28 protein-coding genes are annotated in these 26,515 nt (G+C 71.6%); 15 read left to right on the top strand and 13 right to left on the bottom strand.

The features are described 5' to 3' along the window. The first annotated feature begins 227 nt into the window (after positions 1 to 227). Positions 228 to 509 (top strand): GlsB/YeaQ/YmgE family stress response membrane protein, encoded by a 282-nt coding sequence (locus tag IG88_RS0129335; RefSeq protein WP_030404475.1) that lies wholly within the window; start codon positions 228 to 230, stop codon positions 507 to 509. 104 nt (positions 510 to 613) lie between these two features. Here IG88_RS0129335 and tyrS read toward each other — a convergent pair whose 3' ends face one another. From tyrS to IG88_RS0129350, 3 genes are all read right to left on the bottom strand, one after another. Next, entirely contained in the window at positions 614 to 1,882 is a 1,269-nt protein-coding gene (gene tyrS, locus IG88_RS0129340; RefSeq protein ID WP_031047671.1) for a tyrosine--tRNA ligase, read from the bottom strand. Positions 1,883 to 1,955: 73 nt separating this feature from the next. After that, positions 1,956 to 3,350: a metallopeptidase TldD-related protein gene (locus tag IG88_RS0129345; RefSeq protein WP_031047675.1), complete on the bottom strand. Its 1,395-nt coding sequence runs from the start codon at positions 3,348 to 3,350 to the stop codon at positions 1,956 to 1,958. After that, positions 3,347 to 4,870, bottom strand: a complete 1,524-nt coding sequence (locus IG88_RS0129350; RefSeq protein ID WP_031047677.1) for a TldD/PmbA family protein — start codon at positions 4,868 to 4,870, stop codon at positions 3,347 to 3,349. The genes IG88_RS0129345 and IG88_RS0129350 overlap by 4 nt, the downstream gene beginning before the upstream one ends. A gap of 276 nt (positions 4,871 to 5,146) precedes the next feature. Between IG88_RS0129350 and fabG the strand changes: the two genes are divergently transcribed. Beyond that, the gene (fabG, locus tag IG88_RS0129355) at positions 5,147 to 5,851 is read left to right on the top strand and encodes a 3-oxoacyl-[acyl-carrier-protein] reductase (protein ID WP_031047679.1); all 705 of its coding nucleotides are present in this window, start codon (positions 5,147 to 5,149) and stop codon (positions 5,849 to 5,851) included. A 5-nt stretch (positions 5,852 to 5,856) separates the two neighbouring features. After that, positions 5,857 to 6,624, top strand: coding sequence for an enoyl-ACP reductase FabI (gene fabI, locus IG88_RS0129360; protein WP_031047682.1), 768 nt, complete (start codon positions 5,857 to 5,859; stop codon positions 6,622 to 6,624). A 111-nt stretch (positions 6,625 to 6,735) separates the two neighbouring features. Here fabI and IG88_RS0129365 read toward each other — a convergent pair whose 3' ends face one another. Next, positions 6,736 to 7,428, bottom strand: a complete 693-nt coding sequence (locus IG88_RS0129365) for a FadR/GntR family transcriptional regulator (RefSeq protein ID WP_031047684.1) — start codon at positions 7,426 to 7,428, stop codon at positions 6,736 to 6,738. A gap of 58 nt (positions 7,429 to 7,486) precedes the next feature. Between IG88_RS0129365 and IG88_RS0129370 the strand changes: the two genes are divergently transcribed. From IG88_RS0129370 to IG88_RS0129385, 4 genes are all read left to right on the top strand, one after another. Next, positions 7,487 to 8,839: a CynX/NimT family MFS transporter gene (locus IG88_RS0129370; protein ID WP_031047687.1), complete on the top strand. Its 1,353-nt coding sequence runs from the start codon at positions 7,487 to 7,489 to the stop codon at positions 8,837 to 8,839. A 229-nt stretch (positions 8,840 to 9,068) separates the two neighbouring features. Further along, entirely contained in the window at positions 9,069 to 9,185 is a 117-nt protein-coding gene (locus IG88_RS45000; RefSeq protein WP_037836969.1) for an SGM_5486 family transporter-associated protein, read from the top strand. A 196-nt stretch (positions 9,186 to 9,381) separates the two neighbouring features. After that, on the top strand, positions 9,382 to 9,588 hold the full coding sequence (locus IG88_RS0129380; RefSeq protein WP_031047689.1) for a hypothetical protein: 207 nt from the start codon (positions 9,382 to 9,384) through the stop codon (positions 9,586 to 9,588). 91 nt (positions 9,589 to 9,679) lie between these two features. Continuing rightward, on the top strand, positions 9,680 to 10,198 hold the full coding sequence (locus IG88_RS0129385) for a SixA phosphatase family protein (protein WP_031047691.1): 519 nt from the start codon (positions 9,680 to 9,682) through the stop codon (positions 10,196 to 10,198). Here IG88_RS0129385 and serB read toward each other — a convergent pair. Beyond that, positions 10,177 to 11,457 (bottom strand): phosphoserine phosphatase SerB, encoded by a 1,281-nt coding sequence (serB, locus tag IG88_RS0129390; protein ID WP_051852113.1) that lies wholly within the window; start codon positions 11,455 to 11,457, stop codon positions 10,177 to 10,179. The two genes, IG88_RS0129385 and serB, sit on opposite strands and share 22 nt — an antisense overlap. Positions 11,458 to 11,753: 296 nt before the next feature. On the opposite strand from serB, the gene IG88_RS0129395 reads away from it, so the two are divergent. After that, on the top strand, positions 11,754 to 14,324 hold the full coding sequence (locus IG88_RS0129395; RefSeq protein WP_031047696.1) for an FHA domain-containing protein: 2,571 nt from the start codon (positions 11,754 to 11,756) through the stop codon (positions 14,322 to 14,324). Positions 14,325 to 14,454: 130 nt separating this feature from the next. Here the strand turns inward: IG88_RS0129395 and IG88_RS0129400 are convergent, their stop codons facing one another. From IG88_RS0129400 to IG88_RS0129410, 3 genes are all read right to left on the bottom strand, one after another. Beyond that, positions 14,455 to 15,171, bottom strand: coding sequence for a transglycosylase SLT domain-containing protein (locus tag IG88_RS0129400; RefSeq protein ID WP_031047697.1), 717 nt, complete (start codon positions 15,169 to 15,171; stop codon positions 14,455 to 14,457). 352 nt (positions 15,172 to 15,523) lie between these two features. Next, a complete protein-coding gene (locus IG88_RS0129405) occupies positions 15,524 to 16,624 on the bottom strand; it encodes an S-adenosylmethionine:tRNA ribosyltransferase-isomerase (protein WP_031047699.1) in 1,101 nt (366 codons plus the stop codon). Then, on the bottom strand, positions 16,624 to 17,319 hold the full coding sequence (locus IG88_RS0129410; protein WP_031047701.1) for an SDR family NAD(P)-dependent oxidoreductase: 696 nt from the start codon (positions 17,317 to 17,319) through the stop codon (positions 16,624 to 16,626). Before IG88_RS0129410 ends, IG88_RS0129405 begins: the two co-directional genes overlap by 1 nt. Before the next feature lie 217 nt (positions 17,320 to 17,536). Between IG88_RS0129410 and IG88_RS0129415 the strand changes: the two genes are divergently transcribed. The 3 genes from IG88_RS0129415 (at position 17,537) to chpE (ending at position 19,750) form a co-directional block, all read left to right on the top strand. Then, on the top strand, positions 17,537 to 18,682 hold the full coding sequence (locus IG88_RS0129415; RefSeq protein WP_031047703.1) for a GAF domain-containing sensor histidine kinase: 1,146 nt from the start codon (positions 17,537 to 17,539) through the stop codon (positions 18,680 to 18,682). Beyond that, positions 18,675 to 19,316 carry a response regulator gene (locus IG88_RS0129420; protein ID WP_031047705.1) on the top strand — a complete coding sequence of 214 codons (642 nt, stop codon included), beginning with the start codon at positions 18,675 to 18,677 and terminating at the stop codon, positions 19,314 to 19,316. Before IG88_RS0129415 ends, IG88_RS0129420 begins: the two co-directional genes overlap by 8 nt. Before the next feature lie 185 nt (positions 19,317 to 19,501). Further along, positions 19,502 to 19,750 carry a chaplin ChpE gene (gene chpE, locus IG88_RS0129425; RefSeq protein WP_031047707.1) on the top strand — a complete coding sequence of 83 codons (249 nt, stop codon included), beginning with the start codon at positions 19,502 to 19,504 and terminating at the stop codon, positions 19,748 to 19,750. A 15-nt stretch (positions 19,751 to 19,765) separates the two neighbouring features. On the opposite strand, the gene IG88_RS43520 is transcribed toward chpE, so the two are convergent. Both IG88_RS43520 and IG88_RS0129430 read right to left on the bottom strand, forming a co-directional pair. After that, on the bottom strand, positions 19,766 to 19,921 hold the full coding sequence (locus IG88_RS43520) for a hypothetical protein (protein ID WP_158854106.1): 156 nt from the start codon (positions 19,919 to 19,921) through the stop codon (positions 19,766 to 19,768). Positions 19,922 to 19,940: 19 nt separating this feature from the next. After that, positions 19,941 to 20,723, bottom strand: coding sequence for a hypothetical protein (locus IG88_RS0129430; RefSeq protein ID WP_031047709.1), 783 nt, complete (start codon positions 20,721 to 20,723; stop codon positions 19,941 to 19,943). Positions 20,724 to 20,876: 153 nt separating this feature from the next. Between IG88_RS0129430 and IG88_RS0129435 the strand changes: the two genes are divergently transcribed. The 3 genes from IG88_RS0129435 (at position 20,877) to IG88_RS0129445 (ending at position 23,254) form a co-directional block, all read left to right on the top strand. Beyond that, a complete protein-coding gene (locus IG88_RS0129435; RefSeq protein WP_031047710.1) occupies positions 20,877 to 21,674 on the top strand; it encodes an ABC transporter ATP-binding protein in 798 nt (265 codons plus the stop codon). 54 nt (positions 21,675 to 21,728) lie between these two features. After that, complete coding sequence (locus tag IG88_RS0129440; protein WP_031047711.1) at positions 21,729 to 22,160, top strand: NfeD family protein; 432 nt, start codon at positions 21,729 to 21,731, stop codon at positions 22,158 to 22,160. Between the two features lie 164 nt (positions 22,161 to 22,324). Next, the gene (locus IG88_RS0129445) at positions 22,325 to 23,254 is read left to right on the top strand and encodes an SPFH domain-containing protein (protein ID WP_031047714.1); all 930 of its coding nucleotides are present in this window, start codon (positions 22,325 to 22,327) and stop codon (positions 23,252 to 23,254) included. 37 nt (positions 23,255 to 23,291) lie between these two features. On the opposite strand, the gene IG88_RS0129450 is transcribed toward IG88_RS0129445, so the two are convergent. The 3 genes from IG88_RS0129450 to IG88_RS0129460 all read right to left on the bottom strand — a co-directional run bounded on the left by IG88_RS0129450 (position 23,292) and on the right by IG88_RS0129460 (position 25,384). Continuing rightward, entirely contained in the window at positions 23,292 to 23,798 is a 507-nt protein-coding gene (locus tag IG88_RS0129450) for an HNH endonuclease (protein WP_007388340.1), read from the bottom strand. 199 nt (positions 23,799 to 23,997) lie between these two features. Next, positions 23,998 to 24,537 (bottom strand): YbhB/YbcL family Raf kinase inhibitor-like protein, encoded by a 540-nt coding sequence (locus IG88_RS0129455; protein WP_031047721.1) that lies wholly within the window; start codon positions 24,535 to 24,537, stop codon positions 23,998 to 24,000. Positions 24,538 to 24,601: 64 nt separating this feature from the next. Continuing rightward, complete coding sequence (locus IG88_RS0129460) at positions 24,602 to 25,384, bottom strand: sporulation protein (RefSeq protein WP_031047723.1); 783 nt, start codon at positions 25,382 to 25,384, stop codon at positions 24,602 to 24,604. 143 nt (positions 25,385 to 25,527) lie between these two features. On the opposite strand from IG88_RS0129460, the gene IG88_RS0129465 reads away from it, so the two are divergent. After that, positions 25,528 to 26,169 carry a DNA-3-methyladenine glycosylase gene (locus IG88_RS0129465; RefSeq protein WP_031047726.1) on the top strand — a complete coding sequence of 214 codons (642 nt, stop codon included), beginning with the start codon at positions 25,528 to 25,530 and terminating at the stop codon, positions 26,167 to 26,169. The last annotated feature ends 346 nt before the right edge of the window (positions 26,170 to 26,515 follow it).

Genomic DNA, 26,515 nt, shown 5'->3' on the forward strand with positions numbered 1-26,515 from the left:
GCCCCGCTCTCGTCCGCGGCCGCTCGGGGACGCGGGTCCCGGACAACTCACCACGTTACGCCGCGCCCGCGCCGCCCACGAGACCGGGGCACCCCGCTTCGACCGCGTCCTGTACGCCGTACGGCGCAGGCACCGGTGCCCCGTTCGGCCGTATGCGGCATGCGCCGAACGCGGTACGGCCGAACACTGGTGGCAATGCTCGCGTGGAGCCGGACGAGGAGGCAGCCATGGGCTGGTTGTGGGCGATCATCGTGGGATTCGTGCTCGGACTGATCGCCAAGGCGATCATCCCCGGCAAGCAGCACATGCCGCTGTGGCTCACCACGATCTGCGGCATGATCGGCGCGATCATCGGCAACGCCGTCGCCCGCGCGGCCGGCGTGGCGGCGACGCCCGGCATCGACTGGTGGCGGCACCTGTTCCAGCTAGTCGCGGCGATCATCGTGGTCGGCCTGGGCGACGCGGCCTACACCTCGATGCGCGGCAGGAGGCGACGCGAACGGGCCTGACGGTACCGCTTGCCGGCACTGGCCACCGGTACGGGCGAAGGGGCGGCCCGGCAGTCGCACGACTGCCGGGCCGCCCCTCACACACGCGCCACACACGCGCCGGCTCAGGCGCCCGTGACCTCCACCGCGGCCAGGTTCTTCTTGCCGCGGCGCAGCACCAGCCAGCGCCCGTGCAGCAGGTCCCCCTCGGCGGGGACCGCGTCCTCGGCGGTGACCTTGGCGTTGTTCACGTACGCGCCGCCCTCCTTCACCGTGCGGCGCGCGGCGGACTTGCTGGCCACCAGGCCGACCTCGGCGAGCAGGTCCACGACCGGGGCCGGCTCGGCGACCCGGACGTGCGGCAGCTCGGAGAGCGCCGCGGCCAGCGTCGCCTCGTCCAGCTCCGCCAGGTCACCCTGGCCGAAGAGGGCCTTGGACGCGGCGATCACGGCGGCCGTCTGGCCGGCGCCGTGCACCAGCGTCGTCAGTTCCTCGGCCAGCGCCCGCTGCGCTGCCCGGGCCTGCGGACGCTCCTCGGTCTGCCGCTCCAGCTCCTCCAACTCCTCGCGGGAGCGGAAGGACAGGATCCGCATGTACGTCGAGATGTCCCGGTCGTCCACGTTCAGCCAGAACTGGTAGAACGCGTACGGCGTGGTCATCTCCGGGTCGAGCCAGACGGCGCCGCCCTCGGTCTTGCCGAACTTGGTGCCGTCCGCCTTGGTCATCAGCGGCGTCGCGTAGGCGTGGACGGCGGCGTCCGGCTCCAGGCGGTGCAGCAGGTCGAGACCGGCCGTGAGGTTGCCCCACTGGTCGCTGCCGCCCTGCTGCATCGTGCAGCCGTACCTCCGGTAGAGCTGGAGGAAGTCCATCGCCTGGAGGAGCTGGTAGCTGAACTCCGTGTAGCTGATGCCCTCGGAGGACTCCAGGCGGCGGGCGACGGAGTCCTTGGTCAGCATCTTGTTGACCCGGAAGTGCTTGCCGATGTCCCGCAGGAACTCGATCGCCGACAGGCCCTCGGTCCAGTCGAGGTTGTTGACCATGACCGCGGCGTTCTCGCCCTCGAAGGACAGGAACGGCTCGATCTGACCGCGCAGCCGCCGCACCCAGCCCGCGACGGTCTCCGGCGAGTTCAGCGTGCGTTCCGCGGTCGGGCGGGGGTCGCCGATCTGGCCCGTGGCCCCGCCGACCAGCGCCAGCGGCCGGTGACCGGCCTGCTGGAGCCGGCGCACGGTGAGCACCTGCACCAGGTGCCCCACGTGCAGGGACGGCGCGGTCGGGTCGAAACCGCAATAGAACGTGACGGGACCGTCCGCGAGCGCCTTGCGCAAAGCGTCCTCGTCGGTGGACTGGGCGAACAGCCCGCGCCACTTCAGCTCGTCGACGATGTCCGTCACGGTTCTCGTGTCTCCTACGTGCTCATGCGTGCTTGCTGATCTTCGGGCAGTCGGGTGACGGCCGCCTACGAGGTTATACGCCCTGACTGACAGAGCTCATGTTGAAGTCGGGGACCCGCAGCGCCGGCATCGCGGCCCTGGTGAACCAGTCGCCCCACTCCCTGGGCAGCGTCTTCTCCGTGCGCCCCGCCTGCGAGGCCCGCCCCAGCAGGTCCACCGGCGACTCGTTGAACCGGAAGTTGTTCACCTCGCCGACGACCTCGCCGTGCTCGACGAGGTAGACGCCGTCCCGGGTCAGCCCGGTCAGCAGCAGCGTCGCCGGGTCGACCTCCCGGATGTACCACAGGCAGGTCAGCAGCAGCCCGCGCTCCGTGCCCGCGACCATCTTCTCCAGGGACAGACCCGGGTCGCCGCCGTCCAGGACCAGGTTGCCGATCGCGGGCGCCACCGGCAGGCCCGTCAGACCCGCGCTGTGCCGGGTGGTCGTCAGCCGGTGCAGCTCGCCCTTCCGGATCCAGTCGGTCGCCGACACCGGCAGTCCGTTGTCGAACACCGACTGGTCGCCGCCCGAGGAGTGCGCGACCACGAACGGCGCGCTCTCCAGGCCCGGCTCGTGCGGATCACTGCGCAGGGTCAGCGGCAGCGCGCCGAGCCGCTCGCCGAGCCGGGTGCCGCCGGGCTTGGAGAACACCGTGCGCCCCTCGACCGCGTCCCGCCCGGAAGCCGACCAGTACTGGTAGATCAGCAGGTCCGCGACCGCCGTGGGCGGCAGCAGCGTCTCGTACCGCCCGACGGGCAGCTCCACCCGCCGCCCGGCCCAGCCGAGCCGTACGGCCAGCTCGGCGTCGAGCGCCGCCGGGTCGACGTCCCTGAAGTCCCGCGTGGCCCGCCCCGCCCACGCCGACCGGGTCCGGTCCGGCGACTTGGCGTTCAGCTCCAGCGTCCCGTTCGGCTGGTCGTGCCGCAGCCTGAGCCCCGTCGACGTGCCGACGTACGTCGAGGTCATCTCGTGGTTCGCGAACCCGTACAGCTCCCGTCCGCCCGCACGCGCGCGTGCGAACGCCTCCCCGAGCGCCGGCGCGAAGTCGTCGAACACCGCCGACGAGGTCTCGGCGGGCGCGTCGGTGAAGTCCGGCGCCACCGCCCCGCCGGTGACCAGCGGCTGCGCGTCCTCGGCGGGACCGGCACCCCGCGCGGCGGCCTCCGCGGCGCGCACCAGGGGCTCCAGCTCGTCCAGGGTCACCGCCGAGCGGGAGACGACCCCGGACGCCGTGCCCTGCTGCCCGTCGACGGTGGCGACGACCGTCAGCGTGCGCCCGCGCGTGACGCCGTTGGTGGTGAGCGCGTTGCCCGCCCAGCGCAGGTTGGCGGTGGACTCCTCGTCGGCGATGACCACGCACCCGTCCGCCCGGGACAGCTCCAGCGCCCGCTCGACGACCTCGTGCGGCTTGTTGCTGCGGACGCTCATCGACCGGCCTCCTGCGTCGTGTTGAGAATGGTGACTCCCTTGAAGAGGGCGGACGGGCAGCCGTGCGACACGGCCGCGACCTGGCCCGGCTGGGCCTTGCCGCAGTTGAAGGCGCCGCCCAGGACATACGTCTGCGGACCGCCGACGGCCGCCATGGACCCCCAGAAGTCGGTGGTCGTCGCCTGGTACGCCACGTCCCGCAACTGCCCGGCGAGCCGCCCGTTCTCGATCCGGAAGAACCGCTGACCGGTGAACTGGAAGTTGTAGCGCTGCATGTCGATGGACCAGGACCGGTCCCCGACGACGTAGATCCCGCGGTCGACGCCCCCGATCAGATCCTCGGTCGACAGCCCGCCCGGGTCCGGCCGCAGCGACACGTTGGCCATGCGCTGCACCGGCACGTGGGCGGGGGAGTCGGCGTAGGCGCACCCGTTGGACCGCTCGAACCCGGTGAGCCTCGCGATCCGCCGGTCCAGTTGGTAGCCCACCAGCGTGCCGTCCTTCACCAGGTCCCAGGACTGGCCCGCCACCCCCTCGTCGTCGTACCCGACCGTCGCCAGCCCGTGCTCGGCGGTGCGGTCGCCCGTGACGTTCATCAGCTCCGAGCCGTAGCGCAGCTTGCCGAGCTGGTCGAAGGTGGCGAAGGAGGTGCCGGCGTAGGCCGCCTCGTAGCCGAGGGCGCGGTCCAGCTCGGTGGCGTGGCCGATGGACTCGTGGATGGTCAGCCACAGGTTCGACGGGTCGACGACCAGGTCGTACGGCCCCGCCTCGACACTCGGCGCCCGCATCTTCTCGGCCAGCAGCTCCGGCATCTCGGCCAGCTCCGCGTCCCAGTCCCAGCCGGTCCCGGTCAGGTACTCCCAGCCGCGCCCCGCCGGCGGCGCCAGCGTGCGCATGGAGTCGAACTCGCCGCTGGAGTCGTCCACGGAGACCGCGGTCAGCACCGGGTGCAGCCGCACCCGCTGCTGCGTGGTCACGGTCCCGGCCGTGTCGGCGTAGAACTTGTTCTCGTGCACGGTGAGCAGCGAGGCGTCCACGTGGTCGACCCCGTTCGCCGCCAGCAGCCGCGCGCTCCAGTCGGCCAGCAGCGCCGACTTCTCCTCGCCGGACACGCCGAAGGGGTCGATGTCGTACGCCGAGACCCAGGTCCTGTCGGCGTGCACCGGCTCGTCCGCGAGTTCCACCCGCTCGTCGGACCCCGCCGCCCGGATCACCCGCGCCGACAGCTTCGCCATCGCCACCGCCTGCGAGGCGACCCTGGCGGCGGCGTCCAGGGTGAGGTCCACACCGGACGCGAAGCCCCACGTACCGCCGTGCACCACCCGCACCGCGTACCCGAGGTCGGTGGTGTCCGAGGACCCGGCGGGCCTGGCGTCCCTGAGCCGCCAGGAGGCGCTGCGCACCCGCTCCAGGCGGAAGTCGGCGTGCTCCGCGCCGAGGGCACGCGCACGGGCGAGCGCGGCGTCGGCGAGGGCGCGTAGGGGGAGTGCCGTGAAGGCTTCGTCGATGCGGTGGGGCACCTGCGTCTCTTTCTGTCGACGGGACCGGTCGTCTGCCGCGACACCGGGGGCTGGGCCGCATCATGTCGCGTCGGCGGTCCGGCGACCACACCTTTCCCGCCGCGCCCCGGACCGGTTCTGTAGGGACCCCACAGACAGCCCCGTAAGCCACTGTGGGTGCCCGAGTCTCTGGGGGAGGCCGGGGACCGATAGGTTTTCGAGGAAGCCGCCTGCCGTCCCCGTCCGCCGTACGGGTGCCCGGGTGGGCGGGACGACCGTTAGGGAAAGGGTGATCCGTTGAGCCGCTCGGTTCTCGTCACCGGAGGAAACCGGGGCATCGGCCTCGCCATCGCCCGCGCTTTCGCCGACGCCGGCGACAAGGTCGCGATCACGTACCGCTCGGGGGAGCCGCCGGAGGGTTTCCTGGCCGTCAAGTGCGACATCACCGACAGCGAGCAGGTGGAGCAGGCCTACAAGGAGATCGAGGAGACCCACGGTCCCGTCGAGGTCCTGATCGCCAACGCCGGCGTCACCAAGGACCAGCTCCTGATGCGCATGTCGGAGGAGGACTTCACCTCCGTCGTCGAGACCAACCTCACCGGCACCTTCCGCGTCGTCAAGCGCGCCAACCGCGCGATGCTGCGCGCCAAGAAGGGCCGCGTCGTCCTCATCTCGTCGGTGGTCGGGCTGCTCGGCTCCGCGGGGCAGGCGAACTACGCCGCCTCCAAGGCCGGCCTGGTCGGCTTCGCGCGCTCCCTCGCCCGTGAGCTGGGGTCGCGCAACATCACCTTCAACGTCGTCGCGCCCGGCTTCGTCGACACCGACATGACCAAGGTGCTCACCGACGAGCAGCGGGCGAAGATCGTGTCGCAGGTGCCGCTGGGGCGGTACGCGCGGCCGGAGGAGATCGCCGCGACGGTGCGGTTCCTCGCCTCGGACGACGCTTCGTACATCACTGGAGCCGTCATCCCCGTTGACGGCGGACTGGGAATGGGTCACTGATCACCATGAGCGGAATTCTCGAGGGCAAGCGCGTCCTGATCACCGGTGTGCTGATGGAGTCCTCCATCGCCTTCCACGCCGCGAAGCTGGCCCAGGAGCAGGGTGCCGAGATCATCCTGACCGCGTTCCCGCGGCCCACCCTGACCGAGCGCATCGCCAAGAAGCTGCCCAAGCCCACCAAGGTCATCGAGCTGGACGTCACCAACGACGAGCACCTCGCCCGGCTCGCCGACGTCGTGGGCGAGGAACTGGGCGGCCTCGACGGCGTCGTGCACTCCATCGGCTTCGCCCCCCAGGACGCGCTCGGCGGCAACTTCCTGAACACGCCGTTCGAGTCGGTGGCCACGGCCATGCACGTCTCGGCGTACTCGCTGAAGTCGCTGACGATGGCCTGCCTGCCGCTGATGCAGAACGGCGGCTCGGTCGTCGGCCTCACCTTCGACGCGCAGTACGCCTGGCCCCAGTACGACTGGATGGGCCCGGCCAAGGCCGCGCTGGAGGCCACCAGCCGCTACATGGCCCGTGACCTGGGCAAGCAGAACATCCGCTGCAACCTGGTCTCGGCGGGCCCGATCGGTTCGATGGCCGCCAAGTCCATCCCGGGCTTCGCGGACCTGGCCTCCGTGTGGGACAGCCGTTCCCCGCTGGAGTGGGACCTGAAGGACCCGGAGCCGGCCGGCCGCGGCATCGTCGCGCTGCTGAGCGACTGGTTCCCGAAGACCACGGGCGAGATCGTCCACGTCGACGGCGGTCTGCACGCCATCGGCGCCTGACCGGACAGCTCGCCGAGGGCCCGCGTCCCGCACGGGGCGCGGGCCCTCGCGTCGTCGCGGGGCCGCAGCGGCGCCCGGCGACGCGCCTGCGCCGGGTGCGGCCGGGTGCGGTCAGCCGTCCGAGGGCGGACTGAGCAGCCCCGGACGGCACACGAACGGATAGGCCGCGGCCTCCTCCGCCGCCGTCGCCGCGTCGCCCGCGCGGATCGCGTCCACCAGCCGGCCGTGGTCCATGTGCGTCGCCGGGGACATGCCCTCGCCCACGTCGCCCCGCAGCCAGTCCCGCAGGACCTCGCTCAGGTCCGCGTACATCGCGGTCAGCACGTCGTTGTGCGAGGCGGCCACGACCGCCAGGTGGAACGTGGCGTCCGCCGCCACGAACGCCTCCGCCTCACCCGACTCCCAGGCCTCCTCCCGGCGCAGCAGCAGGGCGTCGATCTGCTTGAGGTCCTTCTCCGTGCGCCGCTCGGCGGCCAGGCGCGCGGCGGCCGACTCCAGCGTGGAACGCAGCTCGGCGATGTGCCGGGGCTCGGCGCCGGCGAAGCGGCGCTGCATGACGCCGGCCAGCTCGCTGGTCGCCACGACGTAGGTGCCCGAGCCCTGGCGGATGTCCAGCAGCCCGTTGTGCGCGAGCGCGCGGACCGCCTCACGGACCGTGTTCCGGGCGACGCCTAGCTGCTCGACCAGTTCGGGCTCCGTGGGGATGCGGGAGCCGACCGGCCACTCGCCCGAGGCGATCTGCTGCCGCAGCGCCGCGATGACCTGCTCGGACAGGGCCGAACGACGGGGATGGCTCAGTGGCATGGCTCACCTTCGCACACGGGTGGACGAGCGAGTGGACAACCAATCATCCCATGATTCTATGATGGGCCTCATGGCTAGTGACGAAGCGCGGACGGAGACACGTACGGAGACGCGTACGCAGGCGCGTGCCGAGCGGCACCCGGAGAGCGGTGTGCGCGCGGTGCCCGGCGAGGCACCCGCCACGCGCGCGTGGACGGCGTGGACGACCCGGCTGCTCGTCGTCGGCATCGTCCTGGCGGCGCTGAACCTGCGCCCCGCCATCACCAGCCTGGGCGCCCTCCTGGAAGAGGTCCGCGACGGGCTCGGCATGAGCGGCAGCATCGCGGGACTGCTCACCTCCGTGCCGCCGCTCTGCTTCGCCGTCTTCGGGGTCACCGCGCCCCGGCTGGCCCGCCGCTTCGGGCCCGGCGCCGTGGTCTGCGCCGGCATGGCCGCCATCGCCGCCGGCCTGCTGATACGCCCGTACGCCGGCGGCACGGGCGGCTTCCTCGCGGCCACCGCCCTGGCGCTGATGGGCATCGCGGTCAGCAACGTCCTGATGCCGGTCATCGTCAAGCGCTACTTCCCCGACCGCGTCGGTTCCATGACCGGCCTGTACTCGATGGCACTGGCCCTCGGCACCTCCACCGCCGCCGCGGCGACGGTGCCCGTGACCAACGCGCTGGGCGGCCACTGGCAGCCCGGTCTCGCCGTCTGGGCCGTACTGCCGGCGCTCGCCGTGGTCCCGTGGCTGCCCTTCGTTCGGGACCGCAGGACGCCGGGGCCCGCCGCCGCGCCGCGGCCGGAGAACGGGCCGTCCGCCGAGAAGCCCGGGGAACAGCCCCCGCTGCGGATCACCCGCAGCCGTACGGCCTGGGCGCTCGCCGTCTTCTTCGGACTCCAGGCCACCGCCGCCTACATCACGATGGGGTGGATGGCGCAGATCTTCCGCGACTCGGGCGTCTCCGCCGGGACCGCCGGACTCCTGCTCGCCGTGATCATGGTGATGGGCGTGCCGCTCGCCTTCGTCATCCCGCGCGTGGCGACCCGCCTGCCCCACCAGGGCCCGATCGTGCTGGTCCTGGGCGTGTGCGGCCTCGCCGGATACGCCGGTCTGTACTTCGCCCCGGTCGGCGGCGCCTGGGTCTGGGCCCTGCTGCTCGGCATCTCCAACTGTGCCTTCCCGCTCGCGCTGACCATGGTCGGCATGCGGGCCAGGACCGGCGCGGGCGTCGCCCAGCTGTCCGCCTTCGCGCAGAGCACCGGCTACCTGATCTCCATCCCGGGGCCGCTCCTGGTGGGCGTGCTCTACCAGCACAGCGGCGGCTGGGGGTTGCCGATCGCGCTGATGAGCGCGCTGATGGTGCCGCAGATCGTGGTGGGCGTCCTGGCGGGACGCGACCGCACGGTGGAGGACGAGGCGGGCCGCTGAGCCCGGCGGGCGCCGGCGCGTCGCCGCCCTGGCATCTTCGGGCTGACCGCTGACCGCTGACCGCTGACCGCTGACGGCTGACCGCTGACCGCTGACCGCTGACGGCTGACCGCTGACGGCTGACGGCTGACGGCTGACCGCTGACGGCTGACCGCTGGTGGCTGGCGGCTGGCGGCCGACGCGCCGGGTCGCCGGACGCGGTCCGGACGGGGGATGCGAGACTTGCCGTATGCCAGTCCTCGATCCGAACCCCCAGCACGGCCAGAAGAAGATGCTGATCGTCTTCGGCTCCTTCCTCGCGATCTTCGTGATCATCGGTGTCATCGCGACGATCGCCTCGCCGTGACCCCGCCCCCGCCCCCGCGCCGCCCTCGGCCAGGGGATGGTGGGGTTAACCCCCCGTCCCCTAGGGGGTGAGTGTCAGGGTCAAGTGGGTGGACCTCCGGATGGGGCGGGCCCCGCGGATTCCGTAACTTCGAGGTGTGCCCGCGACAGGCGGGCCGAGGAGCACGGACCAGGCCCGAAGACCCGCGGAGGCACCCATGTCGGCCCCAACCCAGATCCGGCCCTCCCAGGCGACCCGGGGCGGTGCCGACATCAGGCTGCCCTGGTGGGCCCTGGCCCTGCCCGTGCTCGCCTTCGTCGCGCTCCTCCTGCTCATACTCAACCCCGCCGACGCCCAGGCGGCCGCCGGTCAGCCCGCGATCGCCCACCTGCTGGAGCAGGTGAAGCAGCTCGCCGCTCGCTGAGCGCCGACCGCGTTCCGGCACGGGAGCCCCAAGGAGGGCCCGCATCCCAACTCCCGGAGCCCCGTGGCCTGTTTCGTGCGAAGCTGGATGAATGAGCGTCGCAGAACCCCGCAGGATTGTTCTCTTCCGGCATGCGAAAGCCGACTGGCCACAGGTGAGCGACCACGAGCGGCCGCTCGCCGACCGGGGCCGCATGGAGGCCGCGGAGGCCGGGCGTCGGCTGGCGGACACCGGCGTGCCCTTCGACCAGGCCCTGTGCTCCACCTCGGTCCGGACCCGGGAGACCTGGAAGCTCGCCGTGCAGGAGTTCCCGCACCGGCCGAAGACCGTCTACGAGGAGCGGATCTACGAGGCATCGCCCGGCGAGCTGATCGCCGTGCTCAACGAAACCCCCGACGACCTGCGGAACGTGCTGGTGATCGGCCACAACCCGGGTATGGAGGCGCTGACCGAGATCCTGGCCGGCTCCGCCGAGGACGGGGTCCGCGAGCGGATCGCCGGCCGGGGCTTCCCGACCGCGGCCTTCGCCGTCCTGACCTTCACGGGGTCCTGGAAGGACGTGGAACCCGGCCGGGCCACCCTGGCCGACTACTGGGCGCCGACCGACTGACCCGCATCCACGGCACGGGGCCCGGCACCCTCGCGGTCCGGGCCCTCGGCGAGAGCCTCGTCCAGCGTGTCCGCGGCCTCGACCTCCTCGCGGGTGATGCCCAGCAGGTACAGCACCGTGTCCAGGAAGGGCACGTTCACCGCGGTGTGCGCCGCCTCGCGCACCACCGGCTTGGCGTTGAAGGCGACGCCCAGCCCGGCCGCGTTCAGCATGTCCAGGTCGTTGGCACCGTCACCGATCGCCACGGTCTGCGACAGCGGCACACCCGCCTCGGCGGCGAACCGGCGCAGCAGCCGGGCCTTGCCCGCCCGGTCCACGATCTCCCCGGTCACCCGGCCGGTCAGCCTGCCGTCGACGATCTCCAGCGTGTTGGCCTGCGCGAAGTCCAGCCCCAGCCGTTCCCGCAAGGCGTCGGTGACCTGCGTGAAGCCGCCGGAGACGACCCCCACCTGGTAGCCGAGCCGCTTGAGGGTGCGGATCAGGGTGCGGGCACCCGGCGTCAGCCGCACCTCGGCGCGCACCTTCTCCACCACCGAGGCGTCGAGGCCCGCCAGCAGGGCCACCCGGGCGTGCAGCGACTGCTCGAAGTCCAGCTCCCCGCGCATCGCGGCCGCCGTCACCTCGGCGACCTTGTCCTCGCAGCCGGCGTGGGCGGCGAACAGCTCGATGACCTCGTCCTGGATCAGCGTGGAGTCCACGTCCATCACGACCAGGCGCTGCGCCCGCCGGTGCAGCCCCGCCGCGACGACCGCGATGTCCACGCCGAGTGCCGCCGCCTCGGTGGCCAGCGCGGTGCGCAGCGGCTCGGTCTCCACCCCTGACACGGCGAACTCGACGGCGGTCACGGGGTACTTGGCCAGCCGGAAGATACGGTCGATGTTGCTGCCCGAGTCGGTGATCCGGGCCGCTATGGCGGCGGTCGCCTCCGCGGTGAGCGGGTGCCCGAGCACGGTCACCAGGGAGCGGCCGAGGCCGCGCGGCCGGTTGTCGCCGATGCCTGAGATGATCTCCGCCTGGAGCTTCAGCGACTCCGCCCAGCCGTGGACGGTCGCCCGGAGGTCGCCCTCCAGACCACGGGGCGGCTCGGTCACGAGCGCGCACAGCACGATCCGGCCACGGGTGACGACCTGCTCGATGTCGACGACGTCGACGGAGTAGGCGGCGAGGGTGTCGAACAGGCCGGCCGTGATGCCCGGCCGGTCCTTGCCGAAGATCTTGACGAGAAGCGTGGGAACGTCAGAGGTCTGCGTAGCGCTCATGGTGTTCCCACCGTATCCGGCACCCGACGCCCCCCGCCCGCGAGGTCCGCCTGGCGGACAGCCCGCGCGAGGCGCGGCGCACCGGGCGGCGCGCATGCCCCCCTCGCGCGCAATGCCACCCTCCGGGCAGGTTTCGGCCCTGCCGGCGGAGAGCGGCCGGGGGGCGTCCGCACAGTTCTTCACAAGGCCCGACTTTCGGTCAGGGGGGCGAGCCTGAAATAGTTCCCCCCGATGTTCGACATCCCTAGACTCCCCGCGACGGGAGCACATCGGGGGACAACTCAGTGGGGCATGGAGTGCCGGAACTCGTACTGGAATCCAATGGACGGACCTGGACGCTCGATCCGTCCCGGTCATACGCGCTAGGACGCGATCCGCAGGGGGAGCTTGTTTTCGACGATGCCAGGGTCTCCTGGCGGCATGCGACGATCAGTTTCAACGGCCGCAGTTGGGTCGTCGAGGACCACGGCAGCACCAACGGCACGTTCGTGCACGGGCAGCGGGTCCAGCACACGGAGCTCGGCGCCGGCACGGTGCTGAACCTGGGCAACGCGACCGACGGACCGCGCGTGAGCCTCACCGGCGCCCAGGCCCCGGCCGGCCCGGCGCAGGCCCAGCCGCAGCAGCAGCCGTACGCCGCGCAGGGCGCGAACGCGGGCTGGGCCCAGCAGGCGCCGCCGCAGCAGGTCCCGCAGCACGCGCAGCCGCCCCAGGCCCAGCAGGCCGGCTGGCAGCAGCCGGTCCAGCAGCACCAGCAGGCAGCGCCGCAGCCCCAGCAGGCCGCGCCGCACTTCCCCCAGCAGCAGGGACCCGGCGGCGCGGCGGGGGCGCCGCCGGTCTACGGGGACCGCAGCCCGACCACGTTCCACCAGTTCTCGCTCGGCCGCGTGATGCGCATCGGCCGTGCCCTGGAGAACGAACTGGTCGTCTCCGACCTGCAGGTCTCCCGCAACCACGCGGAGTTCCACTCGACGCCCGACGGGCGCATGGAGATCCGCGACCTGGGCTCGCACAACGGCACGTACGTCAACGGCCAGCCGATCCCCAAGGGCGGCACCCAGCTGCTCGGCCCGAGCGACGTCGTCGGTGTCGGCCACTCGACGTTCCGGATCGTCGGCGACCGGCTCGAGGAGTTCGTCGACACCGGTGAGGTCTCCTTCTCCGCCCGTCACCTGACCGTCACGGTCGACGGCGGCAAGCAGATCCTCAAGGACGTCTCCTTCGGCGTACCCGAGAAGTCGCTGATCGCGGTCATCGGCCCGTCGGGATCCGGCAAGTCGACCCTGCTCAAGGCGCTCACCGGCTACCGGCCCGCCGACCAGGGCGAGGTCCTCTACGACAACCGGAACCTGTACAAGCAGTTCGCCGAGCTGCGCCAGCGTATCGGTCTGGTCCCGCAGGACGACATCCTGCACAAGGAGCTGACCGTCAAGCGGGCCCTGAAGTACGCGGCCAAGCTCCGCTTCCCGGCCGACACCACGGCCGCCGAGCGCGACGCCCGCATCGACGAGGTGCTGCGCGAGCTGAAGCTGGACATCCACAAGGACAAGAAGGTCACGTCCCTGTCCGGCGGCCAGCGCAAGCGCGTCTCCGTCGCCCTGGAGCTGCTGACCAAGCCCTCACTGATCTTCCTGGACGAGCCGACCTCCGGTCTCGACCCGGGCATGGACCGCGACGTCATGCAGTTGCTGCGCGGCCTCGCCGACGACGGCCGCACCGTGCTCGTCGTCACCCACTCGGTGGCCGAGCTGGCGACCTGCGACAAGCTGCTGGTGATGGCGCCGGGCGGTTCGGTGGCCTACTTCGGCCCGCCGGAGGAGGCGCTGAACTTCTTCGGCTACGACACCTGGGCCGACGTCTTCTCCGCCTTCGAGAACTACCGCGACTACGACTGGGCGGGCCGCTGGAAGGGCTCGCAGCACTACCAGATGTACGCCGCGGACCTGGACGCCGTCGCGCCGCAGTCCGTGCAGGTGCCGCCGATGCAGGCGATGAGGCCGCCGAAGCCGCAGGGCTGGATGTCCCAGTTCGTCACGCTGGTGCGGCGTTACGTGTCGGTGATCGCCTCCGACAAGGGCTTCCTGGCCCTGATGGTGATCCTGCCGGCGGTGCTGGGCGCGGTGAGCCTGCTCATCGACGCGGACAAGGGCCTGCTGCCCAACCCCGCGAACCCGCAGACCGGCCGGATCATCCCCAACGGCACCGCCACCACGGTCCTGCTGATCCTCGCGGTCGGCGCGTGCTTCGCCGGCGCCGCGAACTCGGTCCGTGAGCTGATCAAGGAACGGGTGATCTACGAGCGGGAACGCGCGACCGGTCTGTCCCGGTCCGCGTACCTGATGTCCAAGGTCTTCGTGCTCGGCCTGATCACCGTGTTCCAGGGTCTGCTGGTCGGCGTGATCGGCTTCGCCACCCGCGAGATCCCCGACGAGGGGCTGGTTCTCGGCGGCGCGACGCTCGTCGAGCTGTCCCTGCCGATCATGGCGCTCGGCTTCACCTCGATGATGTTCGGCCTGATCATCTCCTCGCTGGTGAAGACCGCCGAGAAGACCATGCCGCTGCTGGTGATGTTCGCGATCATCCAGGTCGTGTTCACCGGCTGCCTCTTCGCCCTGAACGACGCGGTCGGCGTCAACCAGTTCTCGTACCTGATGCCCTCCCGGTGGGCGGTCGCCGCGGCCGGTGCCACGCTGGACTTCAACAAGATCAGCCCGCCCGAGAAGGGTGCCGAGGCCGACCCGCTGTGGGAGCACACCGTGGGCGCCTGGGGCCTGGACATGGCCGCGCTGATCGTCCTCGGCGTGATCTGCGGCTTCTTCGTCGCCCGCTTCCTGCGCCGCCACGAGCCCGAGGTCATGCGCAAGTAGCCCGGCGGCCGAAGGTCCCGCACGCCCCGAAGGGCGGCACCCCGTCAGGAGGGTGCCGCCCTTCGGCGTTCGACTGTGCGTCGGCGTCGGTGCGGGCGTCGGCGTCGGCGTGAAGAGGTCCGCGCCGACCTCAGTACGCGCTGTCGACGTTGTCCATGGTGCCGTACTTGTCCGCGGCGTAGTTGCACGCGGCGACGATGTTGGCGACCGGGTCGTAGATGTTCTTCGAGGTGCCGGCCACGTGGTAGGCCTCGAACGTCGGCGGGATGACCTGGAGCAGGCCCTTCGACGGGATGCCGTTGATGGCGTTGATGTCCCAGTCGTTGATGGCCTTCGGGTTGCCGGAGGACTCCCGCATGATGTTGCGGTGGATGCCCTCGTAGGAGCCGGGGATGCCGTGCTTCTTCATGATGGCGCGGGCCTCGCGGATCCAGCCGTCGAGGTTGTTCGGGTAGGACTTCGGCGCGGCCTTCTTGACCTCGGCGCGCTGGGCGGACCGGCTGGTGGACTCCTTGGCCGCACGCTTGGCGGCGGCCTTCTCGGCGGCGGCCTTCTTCTCGGCGGTCGCCTTCTTCGCGGCGGCCTCCTGCTTGGCCTCGATCGCCGCGACCTTCTGACTGGCGCCCGCGAGCTGGCCGGTGACACCGGCGTGCACGTCCTGGATCTGCTGGGTGCTGTACGCCACCTTGGCCGTCGGAGCGGCCTCGCTCGTGGTCGTCTGACCGCTGGCCGGGACGGCGGTGAGGGCGACGGCGGCGGCGCCGAGCGTGCCGACACCGGCGATCGCGACCTTGTGCGTGCGGGTCAGGGAACGACTGCGACCACGGGGGAGGATGTTCTTGAGCATGGCGGGATAGACCTCTTCGAGTAGCGCGGAGGTCGCTCTCGTCCGGTGGGGACAGTTGGTGCTTCCGGCACAAACGCCGCGGGGGAGAACCCACGGCGCTGAGCGACGAGAGCAATTCTTAGCGGCAGCAAAATCCGGTGGCAAAGGTGTGACGTACGATCCGTGATAGTGGATCAGGGAACGGCAAAGCGGGGCAGACTGGACCATCTGCCCCGCTCAAAACGGACGAGTCGTTCTCCTACTCCCCTTCGTACGTGACGTGCGCCCTATGCCCGGGCTCACATCGGCCCCCCGCCTTTCTCACTGCTAGTTGCTGGAGCAATGCAAAGTGTGAGTGGGTTGGAGCCACCCCCTACGGCAGGAGGAGATGGACGTCCCCGAACTCGTGCCACAGGTACCGCTCCCGCACCGCGGCCTCGTACCCGCGGCCGACCGCCGCCCGCCCCGCCACCGCCTCCAGCATCAGCAGATGCGAGGCCTCGGGCTCGTGCAGCCCCGTCAGCAGACCCTCCACCACCCGCACCCCGCGCTCCGGCGTCACCACCAGGTCGGTCCACCCGGCCCGCGCCCGCACGATGCCGTCCGCCCCGGCCGCCGACTCCACCGCCCGCACGGCTGTCGTCCCCACCGCCACCACCCGCCCGTCACCGGCGCGCACGGCGTTGATCAGCCGCGCCGACGCCTCCGGCACGGCGAACCGCTCCGGGTACGGCGGCTCGTGCGACTCCGCCGACGCCACCCCCGTGTGCAGCCGTACCGGCGCGAACTGCACCCCGCGGCTCACCAGCTCCGCCACCAGCCGCGCCGTGAAGGGCCGCGCTGCGCTCGGCATCTCCGCACTGCCCGTCCCGTCGTCCGACGGCAGCGCGAACACCGTCTGGTAGACGGACAGCGGCTGGTCCCGCTCCGTGTAGGAGTACCGAATGGGCCGCCCGTGCTCCCGCAGCAGCGCCGACACCGCCACCCCCGACGCCCGCGCCCACCACAACCGCTCCCCGCGCGCACTCAGCGGCTCCTCCAGCACCAGCCGGGCGCCACCCGGCAGCCGCACCCTCGTCCCCGCGAGGCCACCGCACCCCCGTCCCTCCACTCCCCGCGCACGCGCGCGCGGGAGGCCCTTCACTTCCGCACGCGCGCGCGTGGTGCCCCTCCCGTCCGGCTCCCGCAGCTCCACCGCCCACCGGCCGTCGTCCCCCCGTGTGGAGAAGTGCACCACCACGCGCGCGTCCCCGACCCGGCCGTCCACGGCGGCGGCCAGCGTGGGCGAGGTGTTCACCACCAGCAGATCACCGGCCCGCAGCAGCCCCGGAAGCTCCCCGAACGCGTGGTGCGACACCTCGGTCCCGCGCGACACCAGCAGCCGTACGCCGTCCCGGTCCAGGCCCGGCCCCCGCTGCTCCACCGGCACCCTGGCCGACAGCTCCGTCGGGACCCCGGCCACCGGCGCCCGCATCACCGCGCCTCCAGCAGCGCCACAGCGCCGTAGCGCCCACTCGGCGGCCGCTCGTCCAGCAGCCGCAGCAGCGCCGGCACGACACTCGCAGGCTCCGGCCGCGCACTGTCGTCGCCCGGTACGGCCGCGGCGTACAGGTCCGTGGCCATGTCCCCCGGATCGACCGCCCACACCCGCAGCCCCGGCTCCTCGGCGCCCAGCACCGCCGCCAACTGGTCCAGGGCCGCCTTGGACGCCCCGTAACCGCCCCACGTCTCGTACGCCTCGGCGGCGGCGTCCGAGCTGACGGTCATCACCGTGCCCGCGGGAGCCGCCCGCAGCGCCGGCAGCGCCTCCCGGACCAGGCCGAGCGCGGCGACGACGTTGACCTCCAGGGCCCGCCGCAGCCCGTCCAGCGGCAGCTCCGCCAGCCTCACCAGCGGCTCGGCGCCCAGCGCGCTCGCATTGCTGACCAGCAGATCCACACCGCCCAGCGCCCGGGCCTCGGTCACCAGCGCGGTCCGGTGCCAGGAGTCGGTGACGTCGCCGGGCAGCGCCGTCACGCGCGTCCCGTACGCCTCCAGCGCCCTCGCCGTCTCCTTCAGCACCCCGGCGTTCCGGGCGTCCAGCACCAGGTCCCACCCCCGCGCCGCCAGTGCCCCGGCGAGCGCCCGGCCCAGCCCCTTGGACGCCCCCGTGATGATCGCAACCGGCATGACACACGTCCCCTCAGTCGTCTCCGCCGTGCCGTTCGGCCGGCGTGATCCCAACGTAGGAACCGGCCCCACCGGTCACCTCGGGCACGGGGCGGGACCGGGCAGGGCCCTTCGCCCTAGGCCCGACGGGCGGGACCCCGGACCTAGTCCCATCGCCCTAGGAGACGCCCGTCACCGGGCCGATCCCGCCCCCCGCCCCCGCGGGTACCGTGAGGACATGAACCACGGCCCCCGGTCCGGCCTCACCGCGGTGAGTTCCGCGCTGCTGGCCATGAGCAGGCACCTCGAGGTGCGCGACGTCCTCAAGACGATCGTCGCCTCGGCCCGCGAACTGCTCGACGCGCAGTACGCCGCCCTCGGCGTCCCCGACGACCACGGCGGCTTCGCCCAGTTCGTGGTCGACGGTGTCAGCGACGAGCAGTGGAAGGCCATCGGCCCGCTGCCCCGCCAGCACGGCATCCTCGCCGCGATGCTCCACGAGGCCACCCCCGAGCGCCTCGCCGACGTCCGCAAGGACCCCCGCTTCGGAGGCTGGCCCTCCGCCCATCCCGACCTGGTCGACTTCCTGGGCCTGCCGATCCGCGACGGGGACGAGGTGCTCGGGGCCCTGTTCCTCGCCAACAAGAACTGCGCGAAGCCCGCGGGCGGCTGCGGCTTCACCACGGACGACGAGGAACTGCTCGGCATCCTCGCCCAGCACGCCGCGATCGCCCTCACCAACGCGCGCCTGTACGAGCGCAGCCGCGAGCTGACCATCGCCGAGGAACGCTCCCGCCTCGCCCACGAGCTGCACGACGCGGTGAGCCAGAAGCTCTTCTCGCTGCGCCTGACCGCCCAGGCCGCCACCGCCCTGGTCGACCGCGACCCCGCGCGGGCCAAGGACGAGCTGCACCAGGTCGCCACCCTCGCCGCCGAGGCCGCCGACGAGCTGCGCGCCGCCGTCGTCGAGCTGCGCCCCGCCGCCCTGGAGGAGGACGGCCTCGTCGCCACCCTGCGCACCCAGATCCAGGTCCTCGACCGCGCCCACGGCGCCCGCGTCACCTTCACCGGCCGCGGCGTCAAGGCCCTGCCCGCCGCCCAGGAGGAGGCGATGCTGCGCGTGGCCCAGGAGGCCCTGCACAACGCCCTGCGTCACTCCGGGGCGGACCACGTCGAGGTGACCCTGCACCGGCGGGGCGCAGGAGCGGTCCTGCGGATCACCGACGACGGCAGCGGCTTCGACCCGCACACGGTCCGCCGCGCCGGACGCCACCTGGGCCTGGTCTCCATGCGCGACCGGGCCGGCGGCGCCGGCGGACGGCTGACCGTACGCTCCACGCCCGGCGAGGGCACCACGATCGAGATGGAGGTTCCCGGTGGCTGAGGCGATCAAGGTGCTGCTCGTCGACGACCACCAGGTGGTCCGCCGGGGACTGCGCACGTTCCTGGAGGTCCAGGACGACATCGAGGTGGTCGGCGAGGCCGCCGACGGAGCCGAGGGCGTCGACCGCGCCCAGGAGCTGATGCCGGACGTGATCCTCATGGACGTCAAGATGCCGGGCATGGACGGCGTCGAGGCACTGCGCAGACTCCGCGAGCTGGACAACCACGCGCGCGTGCTCGTCGTCACCAGCTTCACCGAGCAGCGCACCGTGGTCCCGGCCCTGCGCGCGGGCGCCGCCGGATACGTCTACAAGGACGTCGACCCCGACGCGCTGGCCGGCGCCATCCGCTCCGTGCACGCCGGGCACATCCTGCTCCAGCCGGAGGTCGCGGGCGCCCTGCTGAGCCAGGAGGAGAGCGGCTCCGGACCGGGCAGAGCGGGCTCCCTCACCGAACGGGAGCGCGAGGTGCTGGGACTGATCGCCGACGGCCGCTCCAACCGGGAGATCGCCCGGGCGCTGATCCTCTCCGAGAAGACCGTGAAGACCCACGTCTCGAACATCCTCATGAAGCTCGACCTCGCGGACCGCACCCAGGCCGCCCTGTGGGCCGTGCGTCACGGCGTGGCCGGCTGACCGCGGCCGACCCGGCGGGACGGGGGCTGCCCAGGTACGCGGCGCCCCGGCGGAAGGTTCCCCTCCGGTCGGAGATTCATACCGTCGTGGGAATGTCCCCCATATGGCGCATCCTTCGAGGGCTCCGGCCGTTCTCCAGTGCGTGCCGCGGCGACTGCCGCGGTGACCGCAAGGAGGGCTAGCAAGTGAAGAACCTGAAGAAGGCAGCGGCCGTGACGATGGTGGCCGGCGGGCTGATCGCCGCCGGCGCGGGCATGGCCTCCGCCACCGACGGCGGCGCCCACGCCCACGGCGAGGCCGTCGCCTCCCCGGGCGTCGCCTCCGGCAACCTGGTCCAGGCGCCGATCCACATCCCGGTCAACGCAGTGGGCAACAGCGTCAACGTCATCGGCCTCCTGAACCCGGCCTTCGGCAACCTGGGCGTCAACCACTGACGCAGGCCACCCCCCTCACCCGTGCCGCCCCGACAGCGGGGCCGCGTACCGCCCGAGCAGCGGGCAGTCGTGCCGCTGGGGCGGCACGGGTGGGCGCTGCGGCACCTCGCGGGCGCCGAGCAGCGCCCCCACGCCCGCACGCCCCACCCCCCAGACATCTACACCGGGCACCCGCCAAGGCGCGGCACCGTCACCGCGTCCCCCGCTCCACCACAACGGAGTTGTACGCCGCGACCTGCGCCCGCCGGGCCACCCGCTCCACCGGCCTGAGCGCATCCCCCCGCGCGGCCATCTCGGACGCGCTCACCGCACCCCCGTGCCCGTTCCCGGACGCCAGCGACACCAGCATCCCCACCCGCTGCGCCAACTCCAGCACCCGCACCGCCCGCGGCGGATACCCCGGAGCCAGCACGTCGCGCCCCCGCTCCGCCCGTGCCCGGTACGCGGCGACCGCCGCCTCCGCCACCGGCCCCGACCCGGCGACGTCCAACCGCGTCAGCGCCTCCGTCGCGTCCCGCAGCGCTTCCGCCAGCTCCCGCTCCGCCTCTCCGAGCGAGGGCACGTCCGCCGGCGGCGCCTCCCGCACCGGCAGGCAGTGCCACACCACCTCGACGTGCACGTCGCCCTCGGGACCCGCCTCGTACACCTCCGGCACCAGACCCAGCGCGGCCCCCTCGCAGATCACCGCCTCCTCGGCCTCCAAGGCCCGGGCGTTGAACTCCGGGGGTCCGCTCAGCCCCAGGGGATGCCCCGGTACCGGCAGCGCCACCCGCAGCCCGCTCGCCCCGAGTGCCCGCAGCCGCCCCAGCGCCAGCGTGAGACCGACCGGAGCGTCCTCACCCGGCAGCCCCTCCACCCGGTGCACCGCGTCCTCACCCACGATCGCGACCGCGGCGTCGTCCGGCGAGACCATGTGGGCAATAAGGGCATTTCCCCAGGCGGCAAGGCGCCCTGCGCGTGGTTCCGAGAGCATGCCCCCACCCTAAGGACCGGACCGATGGAACGGTGAAGCCGACCGGTGGCGTAGATTTCCTGGAGGGGCCTGCGCCCACCGGCGCCGCGGCCCGAGTCACAGGTGTACGCGACAGCCGAGACCGGCCACAATGCAAGGGGAGACAACGCGCTCATGAGCGATGTTCTGGAGCTTCAGGACGTATCCGTGGTCCGCGAGGGCCGGGCTCTGGTGGACCAGGTCTCCTGGTCGGTCAAGGAGGGCGAGCGCTGGGTCATCCTCGGCCCCAACGGCGCCGGCAAGACCACCCTCCTCAATGTCGCGTCCAGCTACCTCTACCCGAGCAACGGCACCGCCACCATCCTCGGCGAGACCCTCGGCAGGCCCGGCACCGACGTCTTCGAACTGCGCCCGCGCATCGGCGTCGCCGGCATCGCCATGGCCGACAAGCTGCCCAAGCGCCAGACCGTCCTGCAGACCGTCCTGACCGCCGCGTACGGCATGACCGCCGGCTGGCAGGAGGAGTACGAGGACATCGACGAGCAGCGCGCCCGCGCCTTCCTCGACCGCCTCGGCATGACCGAGTACCTGGACCGCAGGTTCGGCACCCTCTCCGAGGGCGAGCGCAAGCGCACCCTGATCGCCCGCGCCCTGATGACCGACCCCGAGCTGCTCCTCCTCGACGAGCCGGCCGCCGGCCTCGACCTCGGCGGCCGCGAGGACCTCGTCCGCCGACTCGGACGGCTCGCCCGCGACCCCATCGCACCGTCCATGATCATGGTGACCCACCACGTCGAGGAGATCGCCCCCGGCTTCACCCACGTCCTGATGGTCCGTCAGGGCAAGGTCCTGGCCGCCGGCCCACTGGAGCTCGAACTCACCTCCCGCAACCTGTCCCTCTGCTTCGGACTCCCGCTCATCGTCGAGCAGGCCGGGGACCGTTGGACCGCCAAGGGGCTCCCGCTGTCCTGACCCGCTCACCGTGCGCCCTGTCCCTCACGTCCCCAACGGACCTACCATGACGGCGTGAACGACATCGATGCATGGGTGTGGTGGCTCGTCGCCGCGGCAGCGCTCGGAATTCCGCTCGTCGTGACCGCGATGCCGGAGTTCGGGATGTTCGCCGTCGGCGCGGTCGCCGCCGCCGTCGCCTCCGGGCTGGGCGCGGGCGTGGTCGTCCAGGTCCTCGTCTTCGTCATCGTCTCGGTCGCGCTCATCGCCGTCGTACGGCCCGTAGCCGCCCGGCACCGCTCCCAACAACCCGGACTCGCCTCGGGCGTTGACGCGCTGAAGGGCAGACAGGCCGTCGTCACGGAACGGGTCGACGGTTCCGGCGGCCGGATCAAACTCGCCGGGGAGATCTGGTCGGCCCGCGCCCTGGACACCGGACGCTCCTTCGAACCCGGTGAGGAAGTGGACGTGGTGGAGATCGACGGGGCCACGGCCGTCATCGTGTGACCCGTCGCGCCACAAGTGGCCCGAACGGCCCCCGAGTCGCGCCACGGTCTGTCAGACTCGACCAGCAAGATCCTCAACAGCCGTAAGATCAGCAGTAGTCAGAGCCAGACAGCGCAACGGGATCTGCCGGAGCACCGAGGCGGAGAAGGGGACGGACACCCACGATGGAACCGGTCATCATCGTCCTGATCATCCTGGTGGTGTTGGTCTTCATCGCCCTGATCAAGACCATCCAGGTCATTCCACAGGCCAGCGCCGCCATCGTCGAGCGCTTCGGCCGCTACACGCGGACCCTCAACGCGGGCCTCAACATCGTGGTCCCGTTCATCGACACCATCCGCAACCGCATCGACCTCCGCGAACAGGTCGTCCCCTTCCCGCCGCAGCCGGTCATCACCCAGGACAACCTGGTCGTCAACATCGACACCGTCATCTACTACCAGGTGACCGACGCCCGCGCCGCGACCTACGAGGTCGCCAGCTACATCCAGGCGATCGAGCAGCTCACCGTCACCACGCTGCGCAACATCATCGGCGGCATGGACCTGGAGCGGACCCTCACCTCCCGCGAGGAGATCAACGCGGCCCTGCGCGGCGTCCTCGACGAGGCCACCGGCAAGTGGGGCATCCGCGTCAACCGCGTCGAGCTGAAGGCCATCGAACCGCCCACCTCCATCCAGGACTCGATGGAGAAGCAGATGCGCGCCGACCGCGACAAGCGGGCCGCGATCCTCCAGGCCGAAGGTGTCCGGCAGTCCGAAATCCTGCGCGCCGAGGGCGAGAAGCAGTCCCAGATCCTGCGCGCCGAAGGTGAGGCCAAGGCCGCCGCCCTGCGCGCCGAGGGCGAGGCCCAGGCCGTCCGCACCGTCTTCGAGGCCATCCACGCCGGCGACCCGGACCAGAAGCTGCTCTCCTACCAGTACCTCCAGATGCTCCCGAAGATCGCCGAGGGCGACGCCAACAAGCTCTGGATCGTCCCCAGCGAAATCGGCGACGCCCTCAAGGGCCTCTCGGGCGCCATGGGCAACATCGGCGGCCTGGGCGGAGCCAACGTCCCGCCCCAGGAACGCCGCGAGAAGCCGTCGATCGACTAACGCCCCGCGTCCAAGGGCGCGGTGTCCGGCGGGACCGTCACGCGGCGTCGAGGACCAACCACTCCGGCAATGCCGCGAAGTCGTCCCTGGCCAGCGCCAGCAACATCGCGTCCGCGGGAGTCGGCTCGAACGGCTCCCGCAACAGCGGCATCCCCGCCTGCTCCGGTGTCCGGTTCGCCTTGCGGTGATTGTCCTCCGCGCACGACGCCACCGTGTTCAGCCACGTGTCCTGCCCGCCGTGCGACCGCGGCACCACGTGGTCGACGGTCGTCGCCCGCCGCCCGCAGTACGCGCACCGGTGCCGGTCCCGGACCAGCACACCCCGCCTGGACCACGGAGCGCGTCTTCGGAACGGCACCCTTACGTATTGGCACAGCCTGATCACCCGGGGCGCGGGTATGTCGAGCGCGGCTCCGCGCATCCGGAGGGAGGGGTGGGCCTGCTCGACGACGGCCTTGTCCTGGAGCACCAGAACGACGGCTCGGTTCAACGTCACCGTCGACAACGGCTCGAAGCTCGCGTTCAGTACCAGCGTGTCCCGCATACCAGCCCACCTCCCGTGCGCACCGGCCCACCCCCTGGCGGGCTGGGATCAACTCTGGCCGGGCACGCCGGGATGGACAACGCAATATCCGCTGCTCCACGAGGGCTGCCCCCCCCGCCACCCCTGGCAACAAAAATGCCCGCCCCTGATCCATTCCAAGACCAGGGGCGGGCAAACGTTCCATGAACGCTCGGAACGCTCAGCCTTCCGCGGGCACTTCGTACTCGCCGATCAACTGGGCCCGCGCGATCGTGTGGAACCGCAGGTTGAAGCCGACGAAGGCGGGGGTGGCCTCGGCGTCGGGACCGAGCTTCTCCTGGTCCACGGCGTACACCGTGAACACGTACCGGTGCGGGCCGTCCCCGGCCGGCGGCGCGGCACCGCCGAACTCCTTGCCGCCGTAGTCGTTGCGGGCCTGGACGGCACCCTGGGGCAGTCCCTCGAACGCGCCGCTGCCGGCGCCCACCGGCAGCTCGGTGACCGAGGCCGGGATGTCGAACACCACCCAGTGCCAGAAGCCGCTGCCCGTCGGGGCGTCCGGGTCGTAGCACGTGACGGCGAAGCTCCTGGTCCCGGCCGGGAAGCCCTCCCACCGCAGGTGAGGGGAGGTGTTGCCGCCCGCGTAGACCTGAGCGTCCTTGAGCGTCCCGCCCTCCCGTACGTCCTCACTCGTGACGGTGAACGACGGCACGGGCGGGTGGAAGTCATGGGGGAGCGGACGCCGCTTCAGCTCGGTCACCTCGGTACCTCCTGATGATCTGGTGCAGGGACGACCGAGCCTACGGGTATCCCGCCTCGATCCCTCAGAACCAGTTGCGCTTGCTGCCCACCTCGGCCAGCCACTGGTTGAGGTAGGCAGCCCAGTCGGTGCCCTGGTAGTCGTGCAGCCCCACCTGGAAGGAACGGAACGTGTCGCTGCCCTCGCTGAACAGCCCCGCCTTCTTGTCCATCTCCAGCACGACGTCCATCGCCTGCGCGTCGGCCACGAAGCTCAGCTCGACCTGGTTCAGCCCGCGGTACTGCTGCGGCGGGAAGAACTCGATCTCCTGGTAGAAGGGGAGCTGCTGCCGTGTACCCCGGATGTGACCGCGCTCCATGTCCGCGCTCTTGAACCGGAAACCGAGCTGGATGAAGGCGTCCAGGATCGCCTTCTGCGCCGGGAGCGGGTGCACGTTGACCGGGTCCAGGTCACCGGAGTCCACGGCACGCGCGATCTGCAGCTCCGTGGTGACGCCGATGTTCATCCCGCGCAGCGCCTGCCCGTCGATCATGGTGATCGGCGTCTCCCACGGGATCTCGAGGCCGAACGGCACCGTGTGCACGGCACCGGCCTGCAGCTCGAAGGCGCCCCCGAGCCGCACCTTGGTGAACTCGATGTCCTGCTTGTACTCCTGGTCGCCGCTCTCCACCTCGACCTTGGCCTGGAGCCCGACCGACAGCCCCTCGATCGCCTGCTCGACGGACCCTCCCTGGATCCGCACCTCGCCCTGGACGACACCCCCCGGAACGACGTTGACCTCGTGCAGCTCGGTCTCCACCGAGGCCCCGCCGGCCCCCAGGCTCGCGAGCAGCTTCTTGAACGCCATGTCTCTCCCTCTCCAGGCTTACGTGTGGATCCTCGACCCTTACAAACGCGATCCGGTCGTGGCCGGTTCCGGCTCCGCACCCCGGCAGGGGGACGCTGACCGGACCCCCGCGCACGGTTGCGGCTGCGTTACGCTCGGACAGCATGATCGCGACCCCCGACCGTACGCCCCTGCCCAGGGATTTCTTCGACCGCCCCATTCTCGAGGTGGCTCCCGACCTGCTGGGCCGCATCCTGGTGCGCAACACCCCGGACGGTCCGATCGCCCTCCGCCTGACCGAGGTGGAGGCCTACGACGGTCAGAACGACCCCGGCTCCCACGCCTACCGAGGCCGCACCCCCCGCAACGAAGTGATGTTCGGCCCGCCCGGCCACGTGTACGTCTACTTCACCTACGGCATGTGGTTCTGCATGAACCTGGTGTGCGGCCCCGAGGGCCGGGCGAGCGCGGTGCTGCTCCGGGCCGGGGAGATCGTCGAGGGCGCCGAACTGGCCCGGACCCGTCGGCTCTCCGCCCGCAATGACAAGGAACTGGCCAAAGGTCCGGCCCGCCTCGCCACCGCCCTGGGCGTCGACCGCGCACTGAACGGCACGGACGCGTGCACCGGCGAGGACACCCCGCTGCGCATCCTGACGGGCTCCCCCGTACCCGGTGACCAGGTACGCAACGGTCCCCGGACCGGCGTGGCGGGCGAGGGCGGCGTCCATCCCTGGCGCTACTGGGTCGCCAACGACCCGACGGTCAGCCCGTACCGGGCGCACGTCCCGAGGAAGCGCCGAAGTTGACTCCCCCTTGGGAGACGCGTAACGTAGCCCGAGCCGCTTGACCCGGGTACGGCGATCGCCTGCAGCCGGAAGCGGCCAACCCACTACTACCAACTCCCTCAGCGGGAACGATTTCGGCATGTCCGCATGCCCGAATTCAAACTCGCGGGACTCGATTATGAGTCCACGGAGAAATGGGCTAACGTAGTGAATGTCGAAAGGCCGACGAGCGAAAGCCGGAAGCCGACGGCAAATCCCGCCGACAGGGAATCGGATCGGAAAGATCTGATAGAGTCGGAAACGCAAGACCGAAGGGAAGCGCCCGGAGGAAAGCGCGAGAGAGTCTCTCGTGTGAGTACAAAGGAAG

The sequence above is a fragment of the Streptomyces sp. NRRL F-5650 genome, assembly GCF_000721365.1.
In the GTDB taxonomy this organism is placed as follows: domain Bacteria; phylum Actinomycetota; class Actinomycetes; order Streptomycetales; family Streptomycetaceae; genus Streptomyces; species Streptomyces ardesiacus.

What these genes read in the sequence shown, in the direction of transcription:
- IG88_RS0129335 (WP_030404475.1), top strand. Translation starts at nt 228, where the DNA reads ATGGGCTGGTTGTGGGCGATCATCGTGGGATTCGTGCTCGGACTGATC.
- IG88_RS0129345 (WP_031047675.1), bottom strand. Translation starts at nt 3,350, where the DNA reads ATGAGCGTCCGCAGCAACAAGCCGCACGAGGTCGTCGAGCGGGCGCTG.
- fabI (WP_031047682.1), top strand. Translation starts at nt 5,857, where the DNA reads ATGAGCGGAATTCTCGAGGGCAAGCGCGTCCTGATCACCGGTGTGCTG.
- IG88_RS0129365 (WP_031047684.1), bottom strand. Translation starts at nt 7,428, where the DNA reads ATGCCACTGAGCCATCCCCGTCGTTCGGCCCTGTCCGAGCAGGTCATC.
- IG88_RS0129370 (WP_031047687.1), top strand. Translation starts at nt 7,487, where the DNA reads ATGATGGGCCTCATGGCTAGTGACGAAGCGCGGACGGAGACACGTACG.
- IG88_RS45000 (WP_037836969.1), top strand. Translation starts at nt 9,069, where the DNA reads ATGCCAGTCCTCGATCCGAACCCCCAGCACGGCCAGAAGAAGATGCTG.
- IG88_RS0129380 (WP_031047689.1), top strand. Translation starts at nt 9,382, where the DNA reads ATGTCGGCCCCAACCCAGATCCGGCCCTCCCAGGCGACCCGGGGCGGT.
- IG88_RS0129385 (WP_031047691.1), top strand. Translation starts at nt 9,680, where the DNA reads ATGAGCGTCGCAGAACCCCGCAGGATTGTTCTCTTCCGGCATGCGAAA.
- serB (WP_051852113.1), bottom strand. Translation starts at nt 11,457, where the DNA reads ATGAGCGCTACGCAGACCTCTGACGTTCCCACGCTTCTCGTCAAGATC.
- IG88_RS0129400 (WP_031047697.1), bottom strand. Translation starts at nt 15,171, where the DNA reads ATGCTCAAGAACATCCTCCCCCGTGGTCGCAGTCGTTCCCTGACCCGC.
- IG88_RS0129405 (WP_031047699.1), bottom strand. Translation starts at nt 16,624, where the DNA reads ATGCGGGCGCCGGTGGCCGGGGTCCCGACGGAGCTGTCGGCCAGGGTG.
- IG88_RS0129410 (WP_031047701.1), bottom strand. Translation starts at nt 17,319, where the DNA reads ATGCCGGTTGCGATCATCACGGGGGCGTCCAAGGGGCTGGGCCGGGCG.
- IG88_RS0129415 (WP_031047703.1), top strand. Translation starts at nt 17,537, where the DNA reads ATGAACCACGGCCCCCGGTCCGGCCTCACCGCGGTGAGTTCCGCGCTG.
- IG88_RS0129430 (WP_031047709.1), bottom strand. Translation starts at nt 20,723, where the DNA reads ATGCTCTCGGAACCACGCGCAGGGCGCCTTGCCGCCTGGGGAAATGCC.
- IG88_RS0129435 (WP_031047710.1), top strand. Translation starts at nt 20,877, where the DNA reads ATGAGCGATGTTCTGGAGCTTCAGGACGTATCCGTGGTCCGCGAGGGC.
- IG88_RS0129445 (WP_031047714.1), top strand. Translation starts at nt 22,325, where the DNA reads ATGGAACCGGTCATCATCGTCCTGATCATCCTGGTGGTGTTGGTCTTC.
- IG88_RS0129450 (WP_007388340.1), bottom strand. Translation starts at nt 23,798, where the DNA reads ATGCGGGACACGCTGGTACTGAACGCGAGCTTCGAGCCGTTGTCGACG.
- IG88_RS0129460 (WP_031047723.1), bottom strand. Translation starts at nt 25,384, where the DNA reads ATGGCGTTCAAGAAGCTGCTCGCGAGCCTGGGGGCCGGCGGGGCCTCG.
- IG88_RS0129465 (WP_031047726.1), top strand. Translation starts at nt 25,528, where the DNA reads ATGATCGCGACCCCCGACCGTACGCCCCTGCCCAGGGATTTCTTCGAC.